Source organism: Bradyrhizobium sp. URHC0002, assembly GCF_054059515.1.
In genome coordinates this window covers 3,502,375-3,518,643 of sequence record NZ_JBSSCF010000001.1, presented here as the reverse complement: position 1 = coordinate 3,518,643, position 16,269 = coordinate 3,502,375, and the positions used below count along the sequence as shown (strand labels likewise).

14 protein-coding genes are annotated in these 16,269 nt (G+C 62.0%); 9 read left to right on the top strand and 5 right to left on the bottom strand.

The window, feature by feature from the left end; genetic code table 11:
• Positions 1-57: 57 nt before the first annotated feature.
• The 4 genes from bufB to ACVWVY_RS17020 are packed head-to-tail and all read left to right on the top strand — an operon-like array spanning position 58 to position 3,531.
• Positions 58-963, top strand: a complete 906-nt coding sequence (gene bufB / locus ACVWVY_RS17035) for an MNIO family bufferin maturase (protein WP_456627456.1) — start codon at positions 58-60, stop codon at positions 961-963.
• The gene (locus ACVWVY_RS17030; RefSeq protein WP_456627455.1) at positions 960-1,742 is read left to right on the top strand and encodes an HvfC/BufC family peptide modification chaperone; all 783 of its coding nucleotides are present in this window, start codon (positions 960-962) and stop codon (positions 1,740-1,742) included. Before bufB ends, ACVWVY_RS17030 begins: the two co-directional genes overlap by 4 nt.
• A gap of 20 nt (positions 1,743-1,762) precedes the next feature.
• Positions 1,763-2,548, top strand: coding sequence for a creatininase family protein (locus ACVWVY_RS17025; RefSeq protein WP_456627454.1), 786 nt, complete (start codon positions 1,763-1,765; stop codon positions 2,546-2,548).
• Complete coding sequence (locus ACVWVY_RS17020) at positions 2,545-3,531, top strand: hypothetical protein (RefSeq protein WP_456627453.1); 987 nt, start codon at positions 2,545-2,547, stop codon at positions 3,529-3,531. Before ACVWVY_RS17025 ends, ACVWVY_RS17020 begins: the two co-directional genes overlap by 4 nt.
• A gap of 71 nt (positions 3,532-3,602) precedes the next feature.
• Here the strand turns inward: ACVWVY_RS17020 and ACVWVY_RS17015 are convergent, their stop codons facing one another.
• From ACVWVY_RS17015 to ACVWVY_RS17000, 4 genes are all read right to left on the bottom strand, one after another.
• Complete coding sequence (locus ACVWVY_RS17015) at positions 3,603-4,298, bottom strand: outer membrane protein (protein ID WP_456627452.1); 696 nt, start codon at positions 4,296-4,298, stop codon at positions 3,603-3,605.
• A gap of 336 nt (positions 4,299-4,634) precedes the next feature.
• A complete protein-coding gene (locus ACVWVY_RS17010; RefSeq protein ID WP_456627451.1) occupies positions 4,635-7,190 on the bottom strand; it encodes a patatin-like phospholipase family protein in 2,556 nt (851 codons plus the stop codon).
• Positions 7,191-7,229: 39 nt separating this feature from the next.
• Complete coding sequence (locus ACVWVY_RS17005) at positions 7,230-8,063, bottom strand: hypothetical protein (RefSeq protein ID WP_456627450.1); 834 nt, start codon at positions 8,061-8,063, stop codon at positions 7,230-7,232.
• Positions 8,064-8,147: 84 nt separating this feature from the next.
• Positions 8,148-9,566, bottom strand: coding sequence for an FAD-binding oxidoreductase (locus ACVWVY_RS17000; RefSeq protein WP_456627449.1), 1,419 nt, complete (start codon positions 9,564-9,566; stop codon positions 8,148-8,150).
• 132 nt (positions 9,567-9,698) lie between these two features.
• Here ACVWVY_RS17000 and ACVWVY_RS16995 point away from each other — a divergent pair, with 132 nt between their 5' ends.
• A complete protein-coding gene (locus ACVWVY_RS16995; RefSeq protein WP_456632231.1) occupies positions 9,699-10,184 on the top strand; it encodes a thioesterase family protein in 486 nt (161 codons plus the stop codon).
• A gap of 12 nt (positions 10,185-10,196) precedes the next feature.
• Here ACVWVY_RS16995 and ACVWVY_RS16990 read toward each other — a convergent pair whose 3' ends face one another.
• On the bottom strand, positions 10,197-10,370 hold the full coding sequence (locus tag ACVWVY_RS16990; protein ID WP_426528174.1) for a DUF1328 domain-containing protein: 174 nt from the start codon (positions 10,368-10,370) through the stop codon (positions 10,197-10,199).
• Positions 10,371-10,658: 288 nt separating this feature from the next.
• Here ACVWVY_RS16990 and ACVWVY_RS16985 point away from each other — a divergent pair, with 288 nt between their 5' ends.
• The 4 genes from ACVWVY_RS16985 (at position 10,659) to ACVWVY_RS16970 (ending at position 16,245) form a co-directional block, all read left to right on the top strand.
• Positions 10,659-13,316: an ATP-dependent helicase gene (locus tag ACVWVY_RS16985; protein ID WP_456627448.1), complete on the top strand. Its 2,658-nt coding sequence runs from the start codon at positions 10,659-10,661 to the stop codon at positions 13,314-13,316.
• Between the two features lie 140 nt (positions 13,317-13,456).
• Positions 13,457-14,380 (top strand): ABC transporter ATP-binding protein, encoded by a 924-nt coding sequence (locus ACVWVY_RS16980; RefSeq protein WP_456632230.1) that lies wholly within the window; start codon positions 13,457-13,459, stop codon positions 14,378-14,380.
• Positions 14,377-15,138: an ABC transporter permease gene (locus tag ACVWVY_RS16975; RefSeq protein ID WP_456627447.1), complete on the top strand. Its 762-nt coding sequence runs from the start codon at positions 14,377-14,379 to the stop codon at positions 15,136-15,138. Before ACVWVY_RS16980 ends, ACVWVY_RS16975 begins: the two co-directional genes overlap by 4 nt.
• 321 nt (positions 15,139-15,459) lie before the next feature.
• Positions 15,460-16,245 carry a L,D-transpeptidase gene (locus ACVWVY_RS16970; RefSeq protein ID WP_456627446.1) on the top strand — a complete coding sequence of 262 codons (786 nt, stop codon included), beginning with the start codon at positions 15,460-15,462 and terminating at the stop codon, positions 16,243-16,245.
• The last annotated feature ends 24 nt before the right edge of the window (positions 16,246-16,269 follow it).

Sequence of the window (16,269 nt, the reverse complement as noted above, 5' to 3'; positions counted from 1 at the left end):
TTGACGGGATAATTTGGCAGGCAGCCCCGTTGGCTGACCCGTTCGAGCGGAGACGAGATGAACGTCGCAAGCAGATTGCCAGGCAGCTCGGCGGCAGCGCTTGCAGACCGTCCGGCGACATCGGCCAAGCCGCCCTTCCTCGGTTTCGGTCTCGGCCTGCGCCACCAGCATTACGACGAAATCCTGCGCGGCAATCCGCCGATCGACTGGTTCGAGGTCATCAGCGAAAACTACATGCTGCCCGGTGGCCAGCCGCTGCGCACGCTCGATCGCATTTGCGAACGCTATCCCGTGGTGATGCACGGCGTGTCGATGTCGATCGCCTCCACCGCGCCGCCGAATTTCGAATATCTGCAAGCCCTGAAGGACCTCGCCAGGCGAGTCGAGCCGAAATGGGTGTCGGACCATCTGTGCTGGACCGGCGTCCACGGCAAGAACCTGCACGATCTGCTTCCGATTCCCTACACCAGCGAGGCCCTCGATCACGTCGTCGGCCGCGTGCAACTGGTGCAGGATTTTCTCGGCCGCGCCATCGTGCTCGAGAATGTCTCGACCTACGTTCAGTTCAGCAATTCCGAGATGACGGAATGGGAATTCCTGTCCGAGCTGTCGCGACGCTCCGGGTGCTGGCTGTTGTTCGACGTCAACAACGTCTATGTCAGCGCCTTCAACCACGGCTACGATCCCTTGACCTTCCTCAATGGAATTCCGGCGGATCGCGTGGTGCAGTTTCACATGGCCGGCCACAGCCACATGGGCACCCATATCATCGACACCCACGATCATCCGGTGTGCGAGGATGTCTGGGATCTCTATGCCGCGGCTCTGAAACGCTTCGGTCGGGTCTCGACCATGATCGAACGCGACGACAACATTCCGCCGCTCGACGAACTCCTGGTGGAGGTTGCCAGGACCCGCGAGATGGCCGAGAAAATTTTGCCCGCAGGCAAGCAGCCGGGATGAGCGACTTCGCACGACAGCAGGCTGAGTTTCAGCGCGGCGTCCTCGATGGCGACGATGCCGTGCTGGCTGAAATCCTCGACAGCCCGCAGGAGAAGCGCGAGGTGCTGTTCGGCGTCTATCGCCATGCCTATGGTTCGCGGCTGGTCGAGGCCATGCGCAACGACCATGAGCTGCTGCATCTTTATCTCGGCGACGAGATGTTCGACGAGATGGGCCAGGCTTACGTCAAGGCGCGGCCGTCCGGGCATCCGAACCTGCGTTGGTTCTCGCAAGGCCTGCCGGGATTCCTGAAATCGACCGCACCCTACACCGAGCATCCCGCGCTGTCCGATCTCGCAGCACTCGAGAAGGCGCTCAACGACGCCTTCGACGCCGCGGAAGGCAAGGTCGTCGAGCTGACGGACATGGCGGGCTTTGCCCCCGAAGCTTGGTCGGCCCTCAGATTCCGGCCGCATCCCAGTGCATCCAGGCTCGAGCTTTCGACCAACGCGGCTGCGATCTGGCTCGCGCTCAAGAACGACGAAGCGCCGCCGGAGGCGAGCGAACTGAAGCAGCCCGTGCATCTCCTGATCTGGCGCCAGGACGTCACGCCGATGTTCCGTGAACTTTCGGCGGAGGAAGCGATGATGTGGGACGAGGCCGCGAACGGCATTCCGTTCGGGGTGCTCTGCGAAATGTTGGCCACCTATGACGACCCCGACAGCGCGGCGGGCCGCGGTGCGGGCTATCTGCACGGCTGGATCACGGCAGGACTTTTGACGGATGTTTCCGTCGGCTAATGAAGAGGGGCGCCCGGGAAATGGAAACCGACACCGATCGCCATTTCATCGAGCGCATGCATTGGGATGAAGTCGCGCGGCGCATCGGTGAAGGCGCGGTGGCCATATTGCCGATCGGCGCCGCAGCCAAGCAGCACGGCTTCCACCTCCCGCTCAATACCGACCGCATTCAGGCCGAATGGCTCGCAGGCAGAATGGCGGAAAAGATCGACGGTCTGATCTGGCCGACGCTGACCTACGGCCATTACCCCGCTTTCGTCGAATATGCCGGCAGCAGCAGCCTTTCGATTTCGACCTTCGAGGCGCTCGTGCGTGAGGTTGCGGCGCAGATTCTCGGCAGCGGATGCCCAAATCTGCTCGTGCTCAATACCGGGATCAGCACCCTGGCTCCGGTCGACCGCGCTCTGGCGCGCCTCGCGAGCGAGCGGATCAAGCATTTGTGGATCCACGAAGGTCCGCGCTATCCCCGCATAGCCAGGCAATTGGCCGAGCAGAGCCATGGCAGCCATGCCGACGAACTGGAAACCTCGCTGATGCTGGCGCTGGCGCCGCATCTGGTCGACATGACGCGCGCCGAAGCCAGCCCCGACCTGAAGCAGGAGACACCGGGCGCATTGACGCCGTCGGACCCGAACTCGCCGAACTACAGCCGCTCCGGCAGCTATGGCGATCCGACACGGGCGACATCGGCGAAGGGCGAAGCCTTGCTCGCCGCCATGCTTGACGATCTCCACGAACAAGCCGCTGCGTTCATCGCGCAAGGCACCGAGCAGCACCGATCGGCGGTCCAAAGCGTGCTGCGATGAAAGCCGCCGGCGCCTTTCGCTGGACCGTTGCCGCCGCCGTCCTCGCCGCGATGCTGGCAACCGCCATATCGTTCCGCGCCGACGCGCAATCGGAATACATGCGCGGCGACCGCATGCCCTACGATGCCTTCGACCGGCTGCCCAGGACCGATCTTGAAGTGCCGGGCGGCACCATCCATGTCGCGTTCGCGCCGGGCGACGTCACGCTGCCCAAAGAAAAACTGCTCGGCTGGATCAGGATGTCGGCCCGGGCCGTCACGACCTATTACGGGCGGTTTCCCGTCACCTCGCTGCGGCTGCTAGTGGTGCCGGTCGATGGCGGGCGCATCCGCGGCGGCACGACGTGGGGCTATCGCGGCGCCGCCATTCGCATTCCGCTCGGCCGCGATGCCACCGAGGATGTCCTGCAGCGCGACTGGGTGATGGTGCACGAGATGGTGCATACCGCCCTGCCCGATATGCCCGATCGCTACGCCTGGCTGTCGGAGGGACTGGCCGTCTATGTCGAGCCGGTCGCGCGGGTGCAGGCCGGAGACCTCCCGGCGCGGGAGATCTGGCAGGCGATGATGCGCGACATGCCGAAAGGTTTGCCGCAGGCCGGCGATGAGGGCCTCGACAACACTGGCACCTGGGGGCGGAAGTACTGGGGCGGCGCGATGTTCTGCCTGCTCGCCGATATCGAAATCCGCAAAGCGACCAATAATCGCCTCGGCTTGCAGGACGCGATGCGCGGTGTGCTCGCCGCCGGCGGCAGTCATGAGCAGGACTGGCCGATCGCGCGTATTCTCGCAACCGCCGACAAGGCCGTCGGCGTCGACGTGCTGACCCGGCTTCACAACGAGATGGGGCCGAAACCCGTGACGCCAGACCTTGCCGCGCTATGGCGCGACCTCGGATTGAAGCGTATGGGCGAAGATATCGAATTCGACGACGGCGCGCCGCTCGCGGCGATCCGCAAGGCGATCACCGCGCCGCACGTATAACAAGGCGTATTGAGAAGCATGACTTGATGATCCGGCAGCCAATTGCCGCCGGACCATCCTCAAGCCGAGTATCAGAACCGATAACTGGCGCCGACGCGCACGAGATGCATCTCGTTGTGGAATTCGGCCCGGGTGCGGTCCCGGCTTGATAGCGTGACGCTGCCATAATTAGCGTAGAGATATTCGCCGCGCCCGACGAAATGCTTGGTGAAAGCATACTCGAAGCCGCCGCCCGCAATCAGCCCGGCCTTGACCTGTTCGTCAGAGACAAACTGCTGCAAGGTGTCACAGCCCTTCTGAACCGTATAGCGATAGCCGTTGCTGATGCTGGCCACGCCAACACCGACCGCACCAAACGCCAGCAGGCGGTCGAACGCGTAGCCTGCGCGCAGGCGGGCGGAGCCGAATGCGCCGAAACTCGACAGCAACGCGCTGTCGCCAAAAACGTGTTCGTCCCGTGACGAGGTGGATTTGCCCCAATCGAGTTCGCCGCCGATCACAAAGCGGTTGGCAAACTGGTAGTTGTAGCCGCCATAGACGCCGACGGCGAAGCCGCCCGCCTGCCCCTCCGAATGACGGCAACCACCGTTCCGGCAGTAATCGGCAGCCCACGCCGCATACGCGCCGCCGCCGTAAACGCCGGCATAGAATCCGGTCCAGTTATAGTGAGGCGAAGGCAAAGGCAGGTCCAAGTCGGTAGCCTTCGCCGCCGGACCTGCCAGTAAAAAGCCGCAAGCGGCAAGAATCCCCCAGGAAACAAAACGCATCAACGCACCTCTTCACGCACGTACACGCAACACATGTTGCGGAACCAAGCTGAAGAGGGAACTTCAGGCGCGACGATGTTTAAGTCGGGCGGCGCCGTGTTGAAACGAGGCTATGTTTGGAACCAAACTGCGACGGCCGCCACAATGTACAACCTTTGAGCGAATATCGCTGTTGCAGGCCCTCGCCCACCACCAACGGTTTCACCGCGAAGGTGGCGGGCCCCCGGGGCGCGGCTATGGCGTTTTCGAGCGAAGTGGATACCGGTTCACGTCAAGAAAACGCGTCAAATCGGGGCCCCGATTCGATTCCATCGAAACGGAAAGGCTCCAGCGAGCTCATTCGGCCGCTTTGAGCTCAGCTCTCTGTTCTTCGATACGCGAATGTTTCGCGTATTCCCGCACTACGGCTTCCCAGTCGGAAATGGCAGTTTGCAAATCAAGCGCCCTGATCATCTGCAGCGCACTCTCATAACCGAGAAAGCGGTACGCATCGAACTGATCCGGATCAAAAAACTGATCGACCGTTGTTTGATGCGGAAATGCTGGATTGTTCGCAAGGTAGCCGGCGGTCGTGAAATCCATCTCACGAATAAGCGTCGCTTTCACGTAGATCAAAACGCCATGCGCACCGTTGTTGTATGTGATTGTTCCAACCAGGAACGGAGCCTTTGCATACTTTACGCCGGCTGGATAGCCGCTCTCGCTAGGATACATCACCAGGCGCTCGGGGCCACCTTCTCCGGAAGGAAAATCCAGCCGCGCGCCGAAATCCTGCTCAATGCGCCGCGTCGCCGACACCAGGGACGAAAGACTTATCGACGGATCTTCCTCACCGTCGACAATGAAGATGATCTCAAGCTTTCGCCGCACAAGTTCATACAAGCCGAGATTTTCGAAATGTCCGCCGTCCGTCAATTCAAGGAATTTGCTGTCCCTCCGGTGTTTGAAAAAACCGGCATAAATGCCCGTCGTCAGAAAGGTCGGAATCGAGCGGATGCGGCGCGAGGATCGCCTAGCCGGATTTCCGACCCAGAGGCCCAGTCTCACATTCAACAGGGACATCACCGCTGACACCAGTGGATTCATTGTAATGCCCGTACCGATATAGCCGGCGCTGGCGTTCGCAGCGGCGCCGGAAGCCGCCATAGCCGAGGCCAATGTGAAGGGCCCGTTGAGCTCAATGTATTTGCCGGTGTCTTGCCAGCCAGTGGATGCACTACCGATGAAAAAGGGAGAGATGAGGAAGTTGTCGCCGCCCCGCGAGGCCACCTTCTGATCGTCATCATGAACCAATATCGCATTGGTATTGATCAACGGATACGGATGAGGGCGCCAGCGGTCGCCGGGTTTCCGAGGCTCGAAGAAACGCTGCAAATGCTCGACGGAAAGGTTGTCGGCGACAGGTGAAAAATCCGACCGCATCGCCTTGACGGCGTCATCCTTGGGCATGAAGGCTTCCATCAACCGATCGCGGTAGAACCGATGAAAGCCCACGTAATTGACGTTTGCGATGAGCGCGATTGCAAGTGCGAGGAGCATTGCGGCGCCGATAGTCAGGAAAGTGAATACTTTCCAGCTACCCGTATCGTTGTGGTGTAGAAACAGCATTGCGAGCACGTAAGCTGCAACGGCGGTCATATAGAGAGCGACGATCGCGGCTGCCGTCGCCGCAAATTGCCCGACCAGACCAGGAACGATATTGCGCAGAAACGTATAGTAGCCATAAAGCGCCGAGCCCACGCCGCTGAGCAATCCAACGAGTCCGACAAGCGTTGCCTTGACGCTATTGTCCGCGATGTAATGAAGGCTGAAAAAAGGGACAATGGGAATTGTCGAGTAAACGAGGACAACGATCGAAGGAATGAAGCCCAATCCCATGATGCGCTCGATCCAGCGCCGCAGCCAATAGCTTGCTTTGAGCGATCTCGGGGTCAACAGTTCCGACGCGACGATGACTGCGCATACGGCAAGCGTCACTCCAAGCAAGATCGCAATCAAGACCATCGACGTGTCGCGCCGATCGTAGCCGAATATGATCCATCCTATGCCACCGGCACATGCCAGCGCGGCTGTACCAAACACGAAAACCGTCTGCGCGTGATCTCGGTTGTCCTGGGGAGCGCGGCTGACGAGGGCAAATAGCAAGGCTGCGACGACAAACAAGCCGGAGACGATGTAGAATGCCCATAGGCCGATCGCGTAGAGAGCAGAATAGCTCAGGTGGCATGATAAGTCGCTGGCGCACGTCTGGGTCCAGCGTGATGGCATGACGTCCAGCAGCGGAGACAAAACATTCAGCCGGTCAAAGAGCAAATCGAGGAGATAGCCGAATGCCGACAGGATCACGAATGCTCCGGCAAGAATCGGAAGCCAAGTTAGCGAACTGATGACGATTGTTCTAAACAGCACTCCGAGAATCGACCAGGTGCTGATTCCCTGTCCCGGCGTCAAATACGAACTGTGCGCGCGTAAGAACGCCAAATTGTTTTCCGCGCGTATTTGAGTGGGCGCCGGCGGCCCGACGAAGTCGGGGTCAGGCCGGGCAGGTCCATAGGGGAAATCGGACGGTCTAAGCCCAAATGAAGGCTCGCCCGCACCATCGCCATCGTCTCGCGGACCACCCCACCACCACTGCAGAGAGGTGGCTATGTACCCGCCTCCTGATACACTCGAAATGTAGTCGAAGCGCCTCAGGATATCCTTTTCGGTGAGGGCCTGCAGCACACCCAGGCAGAAGGTGGCGGATCGTATTCCTCCACCGGAGAGGCCAATGCCCGACCACGGCGTGCTCGCGCCTGCTTCGCCCAGGCGTTCAAGCCGATGCACGCTTATTGCAGCGATTTCCCTGTCGATGACATCTTGCTCGCTTAATGCTGGCGCATCGTCGCGCATCGATCCCATCATGCGTGCGGACCTTCGGGCCAGGCGGACCTATCGAGCAAGCGTCCAGTTACTTTCGTTAGCGCGCACATAGTTCAGACCACCAGCGACCAGGCCCTCAAGATCGTTGATCCTCAGGAAGCTGCCACGGCCGGGCGCAAGTTGGAACCGCACACAGGTTGGCAGAGCCACGTCGACGCGGTACTGCTTGAGTTCGACGCGCTGATCGGCAAGGTTTTCTGAGCTCGCGTATGTCTTGGTGACTCCGACCCAGGCCAACGCCTGACTATATGTACCGCCGGAGACCACATTAGGATCGAATGAAAATTGCGAGCGGTTGCTCCGCGGATCCCACGGAACGATGGAATCCTGCGTGCTGTCGTCCGTGGCGCGGCAGGCTGACTTGCGGGCAGCGTAGCGCAAATGAAATGCGCGCAACGTATCCCTTTCGCGAACTTTCCGCCCCTCGTCGTGGTATCGGTCATAGGACACTGACGGGATTTCCCTTTCCCGGAAGTCAGCCACCAAACCGCACGTCTTGTTGTCGAACGTCTCTGCCCGGCGAACCAAGAGCACGTTCTTTCCGACTGACGGCTCATCCAACCGGCGCGCGCGTGCCGATTTCAATATCACGACGCCCGATCTTCCCGGATCGATGCTCTCGCGAACTACATATGCAAATTCAACCGTTTGATTAGCCAGATCCTGCTGAACTTCGTCTAGTGCAACCCAGTTACTTGCGCCCTGGGTCCGGAAGAAAAGTTGTCGGTCGCGCAATTGCAATGGATCGCGCATCAGGAAGCGGCAATCTTCCGCCCGACCGGCATCTGATACAACGACAATCAACGTTGCCGCGGCTAGTCGACGTAGCCACAATCGCAGCATGACCGACTCCTCCATTGCTCTGGAAGCGAACAATCAGAGGTAGATCATAAGCGGGACTCGCGTCCGCTGGCAAGGTGAGCGTCCCTACACCACCGGCACGATCTTACCGGGATTGAAAATGTTCTGCGGATCGAGCGCCTGCTTCAGCGCGCGCATGGCGTCGATCGCCTCGGGGCCAAGCTCGGCCTTGAGGTATTTCTGCTTGCCCTGCCCGATGCCGTGCTCGCCGGTGCAGGTGCCGCCCATCGACTGCGCCCGCTCGACCAGGCGATGCATGAAGTCCTCGCCGCGGGCCATTTCCTCGGCATTGTCGACGTCGCAGACCAGCGAGCAATGGAAGTTGCCGTCGCCGACATGGCCGACGATCGGCGACAGCAGGCCGAGCCGCTTCAGGTCGTCCTCCGTCTCGGTGACGCAATCGGCCAGCCTCGAGATCGGCACGCAGACGTCGGTCGCCACCACGCCCGCCCCTGGCCGCAGCGCCTTCACCGACCAATAGGCGTCATGCCGCGCCTGCCAGAGTTTTGTGCGGTCCTCCGGCTTGGTGGTCCAGGTGAAATCGCCGCCGCCGCATTCCTTGGCGATCTCGCTGAAATTCCTCGACTGCTCGGCCACCTCGACCTCGCTGCCATGAAATTCCAGAAGCAGCAGCGGCGTCTCCGGCAAGGTCAGCTTCGAATAGGCATTGCAGGCGCGAACCTGCTCGGCGTTGAGCAGTTCGATCCGCGCGAGGGGAATGCCGGTCTGGATGGCAAGGATCGTGGCCTGGCAGGCCCCGCGCACGGTTTCGAACGAACAGGCCGCCGCGGCGATCGTCTCCGGGATGCCGCGCAGCTTGATGGTAAGTTCGGAGATGATGCCGAGCGTACCTTCGGCGCCGACGAACAGGTGCGTCAGGTCGTAACCGGCCGCTGATTTTTTCGCCCGCGTGCCGGTTGTGATGATCTCGCCGTCGCCGCGCACCACTTTCAGCGCCAGCACGTTGTCGCGGATGGTGCCGTAACGCACCGCATTGGTGCCGGAGGCTCGCGTCGAGGCCATGCCGCCGAGCGAGGCGTCGGCGCCGGGATCGATCGGGAAGAACAATCCCTGATCGCGCAAATATTCGTTCAGCGCCTTGCGGGTTACGCCGGGCTGGATCACGCAATCCAGATCCTCCGCATGAACTTCAAGAATCCGGTTCATGTCGCGCAAATCGATGCAGATACCGCCGGCCGGCGCGTTGACCTGGCCCTCCAGCGACGTGCCGGTGCCGAAGGCGATCACGGGAACTGAGTGTTTGGCGCAGATCCGCACCACGTCCTGGATGTCCTGCGTTTCCTGCGCCATCACCACCGCATCGGGCGGCTGCGTCGGCAGCCAGGTGGTGGTATGGGCGTGCTGCTCACGCACCGCCTGCGAGGTGATCAGCCGGTTGCCGAACCGCGCCGCCAGCGCCTCGATCGCGCTTGCCAGCGCCTGCGGCTCCGGCCGCTTCACACTACCTGATATCGTCGTCGCCACGCCAAATTCCTCCGGATTTGAGCGGACCGTGGCAAAGGATATAAGGGGGGTCAAGAGACCCTAAAAACAAAGGGATGGATGATGACGTCCGGTGCCGCCGCCAAGGAAAATCTGAAGGAAAATATGAAGGATATGCCGTTACCGCCGGCCCCCTTCCTGTCCTCGGTGATGCAGATCGAACCGCAATGGATCGACTATAACGGCCACCTCAACATGGCCTACTACAACGTCATGATGGACCGCGCGATCGACGAAATGTGGCTGCAGCTCGGGATCGGGCCGGCCTACATGAAGGAACGCCACTGCTCGACCTTCACCGCCGAATGCCATGTTCGCTATCTGCGCGAGATTCACCTCGGCGATCCCGTTCAGATTTCGGTTTATCTGTTAGGTCATGATGAGAAGCGGCTGCACACGTTCGAGGAATTGCGGCACGCGAGCGAAGGCTGGCTCTCAGCGACGTCGGAAAACATGACGCTCCATATGGACATGAAGGCGCGAAAGGTCGCCGCCTTCCCGCCCGACATTGGCGCCCGCATCAAGGCGGTGCTGGATTCGCATGCCGCCGTGCCACGCCCCGAGGGCATCGGCCGGAAAGTGGCGATGCCCTCGAAATAGCGCGAATCGGCGTCAGACGTTACTGCGTCCGCGCACCAGTCCGACCACGGCCGAGATCAGAAACAGGATCACGGCGATAAAGAAGATCGCCTTGGCGATTTCGACGGAAGCGCCGGCGATGCCGCCGAAGCCCAGAACACCCGCGATCAACGCGACGACCAGAAACGTAACGACCCAGCTCAGCATGACATGACCTCGATTGGCTGTTGCTCTCGCGATGGCCGCGACTTCAGTGTCGCGCATCGCCTGCAGGACCAATCCGGGCCGGGAATGATGGTTCCGGGCGAGGAAACCGCGAAATTTGACGATTCCGGCGGAACAAAATCGCAGGCTGACTTCGAAATCAGGCCCGGAAACGCTCCGGGATAAACCTGTCAAAACGGCCGGACAGGCCCTATATGGCCCTCAATCCCTGCTAAGAAGGCTCCCCTTTACCGCCTCACGGTGCCATCGTGGGGCCAAGACGATTCGAGCATGACCGAGCCGAGCAAACTGCCCCATCGCGGCATCCCCGAGCACCAGCCAGCGGCTGGCGGCATCGCCGCGCGTGCGCGTGCCGCAGCCGGCCCGCAATATCTCAACGGCCTCAATCCCGAACAGCGCGAAGCGGTCGAGACGCTGGACGGACCGGTTCTGGTGCTGGCCGGCGCCGGCACCGGCAAGACCCGCGTGCTGACCACACGGATCGCCCACATCCTGAGCCAGGGCCGGGCGCGCCCGCACGAGATCCTGTCGGTGACCTTCACCAACAAGGCCGCGCGCGAGATGAAGCTCCGCCTCGGCCAGATGCTCGGCCAGGCCGTGGAGGGCATGCCGTGGCTCGGCACCTTCCACTCGATCGGCGGCCGCATCCTGCGCTTCCACGCCGAACTGGTGCAGCTCAAATCCAATTTCACCGTGCTTGATGTCGACGATCAGGTACGTCTCTTGAAGCAATTGCTGCAGGCCGAGAACATCGACGACAAGCGCTGGCCGGCGCGCATGCTGGCCGGGCTGATCGACAGCTGGAAAAACCGCGGGCTGACGCCTTCGCAGGTGCCTGCGGGCGAGGCCGCGATGTTCGGCAACGGCAAGGGCGGCAAGCTCTACGCCAGCTACCAGGAGCGGTTGAAGATTCTCAACGCCGCCGATTTCGGCGATCTCTTGCTGGAGAACATCCGGCTGTTTCGCGAACACCCCGACGTGCTGCGGCAGTACCAGAACCGGTTCAAGTTCATCCTGGTCGACGAATACCAGGACACCAACGTCGCGCAGTATCTGTGGCTGCGCCTGCTGTCACAGGCGCCGTCGCGGCCTGGCGTGCCGCTCTCGGCGATCATTCCGGGTGCCACGGAGCAGCCTCCCGTCATTCCAGGGCACGCCGCAGACGAGAACCCGGATGTGCCATCGCACATCGGGGACGTGCCATCGCACATCGGGAAATCTCGAGCAGACGAAGACTCATCGCCAGATTCCGGGTCTGCGCTTTCAGCGCATCCCGGAATGACGCCCACCCAGTCGCAACCTCTCAAGAACATCTGCTGCGTCGGCGACGACGACCAGTCGATCTATGGCTGGCGCGGCGCGGAGGTCGACAACATCCTGCGCTTCGATCACGATTTTCCCGGCGCAAAAGTCATCCGCCTCGAGCGCAATTACCGCTCCACCGGGCACATCCTCGCCGCCGCCTCGCATCTGATCGCGCACAACGAAGGCCGGCTCGGCAAGACGCTGCGCACCGAGGATGTCGATGGCGAAAAGGTCACCGTCACCGGCTCCTGGGATTCGGAAGAGGAAGCCCGCGCCATCGGCGAGGAGATCGAGGAATTGCAGCGCGCCGGCGACAACCTCAACGAGGTCGCGATCCTGGTGCGGGCCTCGTTCCAGATGCGCGAGTTCGAAGACCGTTTCGTCACGCTCGGCCTGCCCTATCGCGTGATCGGCGGTCCCCGGTTCTACGAGCGCGCCGAAATCCGCGACGCGCTGGCCTATTTGCGCGTGATCAATTCATCGGCCGACGATCTCGCCTTCGAGCGCATCGTCAACGTGCCGAAGCGCGGGCTCGGCGACGCCACCGTGCAGATGCTGCACGACCACGCCCGCAAGCGCCGCATTCCCCTGTTCGAGGCGGCGCGCGCCGTAGTCGAGACCGACGAGCTGAAGCCGAAGGCGCGCGGGTCGCTGCGCGACCTCATCCTCCATTTCGACCGCTGGCGTGCGCAGCGCGAGGTGACGTCCCACACCGAGCTCGCCGAAATCGTGCTCGACGAGAGCGGCTATACCGAGATGTGGCAGAAGGACCGCTCGGCCGACGCCGCGGGCCGGCTGGATAATTTGAAAGAACTCGTCCGGTCGATGGAAGAGTTCGAGAACCTGCAAGGCTTTCTCGAACACATCTCGCTGGTGATGGACCGCGACGGCGGCGCCGAGGAAGAGGCGGTGTCGTTGATGACGCTGCATTCGGCCAAGGGGCTCGAATTCGAGAATGTGTTCCTGCCCGGCTGGGAGGAAGGCCTGTTCCCGAGCCAGCGCACGCTCGACGAACAGGGCCGCGCCGGCCTCGAGGAAGAGCGCCGCCTCGCCCATGTCGGCCTGACCCGTGCCCGCCGCCGCGCAAAGCTCTATTTCGCCACCAACCGCCGCATCCACGGCACGTGGTCGACCACGATCCCCTCGCGCTTCCTCGACGAATTGCCGTCGGCCAATGTCGAGATCACGGAATCCAAGGGCGGCTCCGGCTGGGGCGGCAGCGGCGGCTACGGCCCGTCGCGCTTCGACAACGTCGAATCCTTCGGCTCCAGCTACTCGACGCCGGGCTGGCAGCGCGCCCAGGCCAACCGCAACCGCGGCCAGGGCGCCCGCGGACAGGCCCGCGGCGGTTTCGAGGAAAGCCAGTCGTCATTTTCTGGCTCGCGCGGCGATACCTTCTCGGGCGGCGGCTTCTCGCGCAACAAGCGCGGCCCGATGGTGATCGAAGGCGAGCTGGTCGCAAAATCCACCGGCACCGTTTCGGAATTCTCGCTCGACGACCGCGTGTTTCACCAGAAATTCGGCTACGGCAACGTGGTGAAGATCGACGGCAACAAGCTGACGATCGCGTTCGAGAAGGCCGGCGAGAAGAAGGTGGTCGATAGTTTCGTGGAGCGGGTGTAGGGGCGAAAATTTTTCCCCACGCGATTGCATAAGCGGCACAGCGTTCCTATCTCCCGGTTCCCACCCCTCCCCGCGTCGATCCGGCCGAAAGCGCCGCTGTGTCGTTCGCCACACATCCATTTCAGGCTGCCATGCTCGCGATGCCGCCCATCATATCCGTCTCAAATCTCTCAAAAACCTACGGCTCCGGGTTCAAGGCGCTGAACAACATCAATCTGGACATCAAGCCCGGCGAAATCTTCGCGCTGCTCGGGCCGAACGGCGCCGGCAAGACGACGCTGATCAGCATCGTCTGCGGCATCGCCAATCTGAGCGAAGGCAGCGTCACCGTCGGCGGCCACGACATCAACCGGGATTTTCGCGCGGCGCGCTCGCTGATCGGGCTGGTGCCGCAGGAACTGCACACCGACTCCTTTGAAACGGTATGGGCGACCGTCAGCTTCAGCCGCGGCCTGTTCGGCAAGCCGAAGAACCCGGCACATATCGAAAAAGTGCTCAAAGACCTGTCGCTGTGGGACAAGAAGGATTCCAAGATCATCACGCTCTCCGGCGGCATGAAGCGCCGCGTGATGATCGCGAAGGCGCTGTCGCACGAGCCGCAGATCCTGTTCCTGGACGAACCGACCGCGGGCGTCGACGTGGAACTGCGCAAGGGCATGTGGGAAGTGGTGCGCACCCTGCAGGCCTCCGGCGTCACCATCATCCTGACCACGCACTACATCGAAGAAGCCGAGGAGATGGCCGACCGCATCGGCGTCATCAACAAGGGCGAGATCATCCTGGTCGAGGACAAGGCCGGGCTGATGCAGAAGCTCGGCAAGAAAGAGCTGAAGGTGCATCTGCAAGCCAGGATCGATGCGATCCCCGCCTCGCTTGCGGCCTACAATCTCGAACTGTCCGACGATGGCCACGCCGTGATCTACGATTACGACACCAAGGGCGACCGCACCGGCATCACCAGCCTGCTCAGTGACCTCCGCGGCGCCGGCATTCGCATCTCGGACCTCGATACGCGCCAGTCGTCGCTGGAAGACATCTTCGTCAGCCTGGTGAGGACGCCATGAATTTCCGCGCGATCCGTGCCATCTATTTGTTCGAAATGGCCCGCACCTGGCGCACGCTGCTGCAGAGCATCGTCTCGCCGGTGGTCTCCACCTCGCTCTATTTCGTGGTGTTCGGCGCAGCGATCGGCTCCCGTATCACGGAAGTCGAAGGCGTCAGCTACGGCACCTTCATCGTGCCGGGGCTGGTGATGCTTTCGGTGTTGACGCAGAGCATCGCCAACGCCTCGTTCGGCATCTATTTTCCTAAATTCGTCGGCACCATCTATGAAATATTGTCGGCGCCGATTTCCTATTACGAGATCGTCATCGGCTATGTCGGCGCGGCGGCGACCAAATCGATCATCCTCGGCCTGATTATTCTCGCCACCGCAGCGCTGTTCGTGCCGCTGCACATCCTGCATCCGTGGTGGATGCTGACCTTCCTGGTGCTGACCGCGGTGACCTTCAGCCTGTTCGGCTTCGTCATCGGCATCTGGGCCGACGGCTTCGAGAAACTGCAGATGATCCCGATGCTGGTGGTGACGCCGCTGACCTTCCTCGGCGGCAGCTTCTACTCGGTGAACATGCTGCCCTCGGGCTGGCGCACCATCACGATGCTCAATCCGGTGGTCTATCTGATCTCGGGCTTCCGCTGGAGTTTTTACGAGATCGCCGACGTCAGCGTGGGCTTGAGCCTCGGCATGACGCTCGGCTTCCTCGCCCTCTGCTTGGCCCTGGTGTGGTGGATTTTCCGGACCGGTTACCGGCTGAAGAACTGACCCGGACGCGTAGCCCGGATGAGCGCAGCGATATCCGGGGTTACCTGAACGCTGGTCCCGGATATCGCCGAGCCTGTCATCGGGCGCGCATTCGCGCGACCCGTTGGCTCGTCCGGGCTACGGGCACCCTGTCTCCCCCGCTCGCGAAAAAGTCAGCGCCGTAGCAGGCCTGCGCCGTCCTGCCGCCTTGTTTGCGCCGCGGCGGGCGTTAACGATTGCGAGTGCGGGCCACTGGAACCAATACCGGTTTCCGGGCATAGTGCATGCCGGGGGACGGAGAGCCGGCAGCTTTAGTTCAGAGGCCTGGAGGCCAAAGGTAAAATGCGTTCCTTCCTCATTGCAGTCGCCGCCCTGACGCTGTTTGCCGCGGGCACCGCCCAAGCCAAAGTTGCCATCACCGTCGACAAGGATAACCAGCAGATGACCGTCGCCGTCGACGGCGTCGAGACCTACCGGTGGCCGGTATCGTCAGGCATCCCCTCCTATGAGACGCCGAACGGCAGTTTCCGCGCCTTCCGGATGGAAGAGGATCATTACTCCAAGGAATTCGACGACGCGCCGATGCCGCATTCGATTTTCTTCACCAAGATCGGCCACGCGATCCACGGTACCGATTCCGTCAATCGTCTCGGCTCACCCGCTTCGCATGGCTGCGTGCGGTTGTCGCGCGCCAACGCGGCGACGCTGTATGCGCTGGTTCAGCAGCAAGGCGTGCTCAATACCACGGTGACGCTGACTGGCTCCTCCCAGGTAGCGCTGGCGCGCAATCCGCGTCGCGGCAACACGGCCGTCGCGCGCCGCGCCCCGCAGTATGAACAGCAATACGACTCCGCGGCCGGCGAACCCGTCGTGATCACGCCGCAACAGCAGCGCGTGGCGCCGGTGGCGCGGGCCGATGACGGATACATCTATCCGGCCGACGGTTCTTCCAACGAAGCGCGTTATCCCGCGCCCGGCCGCCGCGTCTACGACACCCAGGCCTACCAGCAGCAACAGCCGCAGCAGCAATATTACGGCAACCGCGGCTATGCGCCGGCGCCGCAGGGCTACTACTACCAGCCGCCGCAGTCTTATCAGCCGCGCGGGCTGTTCGGCTATCAGAATTAGCCGACGGCTTCATTGCGGTCGCCG

Excerpts from the sequence above, each read along its gene's own strand:
- bufB (WP_456627456.1), top strand. The coding sequence starts at position 58 with ATGAACGTCGCAAGCAGATTGCCAGGCAGCTCGGCGGCAGCGCTTGCA.
- ACVWVY_RS17030 (WP_456627455.1), top strand. The coding sequence starts at position 960 with ATGAGCGACTTCGCACGACAGCAGGCTGAGTTTCAGCGCGGCGTCCTC.
- ACVWVY_RS17025 (WP_456627454.1), top strand. The coding sequence starts at position 1,763 with ATGGAAACCGACACCGATCGCCATTTCATCGAGCGCATGCATTGGGAT.
- ACVWVY_RS17020 (WP_456627453.1), top strand. The coding sequence starts at position 2,545 with ATGAAAGCCGCCGGCGCCTTTCGCTGGACCGTTGCCGCCGCCGTCCTC.
- ACVWVY_RS17015 (WP_456627452.1), bottom strand. The coding sequence starts at position 4,298 with ATGCGTTTTGTTTCCTGGGGGATTCTTGCCGCTTGCGGCTTTTTACTG.
- ACVWVY_RS17010 (WP_456627451.1), bottom strand. The coding sequence starts at position 7,190 with ATGCGCGACGATGCGCCAGCATTAAGCGAGCAAGATGTCATCGACAGG.
- ACVWVY_RS17005 (WP_456627450.1), bottom strand. The coding sequence starts at position 8,063 with ATGCTGCGATTGTGGCTACGTCGACTAGCCGCGGCAACGTTGATTGTC.
- ACVWVY_RS16995 (WP_456632231.1), top strand. The coding sequence starts at position 9,699 with ATGCCGTTACCGCCGGCCCCCTTCCTGTCCTCGGTGATGCAGATCGAA.
- ACVWVY_RS16990 (WP_426528174.1), bottom strand. The coding sequence starts at position 10,370 with ATGCTGAGCTGGGTCGTTACGTTTCTGGTCGTCGCGTTGATCGCGGGT.
- ACVWVY_RS16985 (WP_456627448.1), top strand. The coding sequence starts at position 10,659 with ATGACCGAGCCGAGCAAACTGCCCCATCGCGGCATCCCCGAGCACCAG.
- ACVWVY_RS16980 (WP_456632230.1), top strand. The coding sequence starts at position 13,457 with ATGCCGCCCATCATATCCGTCTCAAATCTCTCAAAAACCTACGGCTCC.
- ACVWVY_RS16975 (WP_456627447.1), top strand. The coding sequence starts at position 14,377 with ATGAATTTCCGCGCGATCCGTGCCATCTATTTGTTCGAAATGGCCCGC.
- ACVWVY_RS16970 (WP_456627446.1), top strand. The coding sequence starts at position 15,460 with ATGCGTTCCTTCCTCATTGCAGTCGCCGCCCTGACGCTGTTTGCCGCG.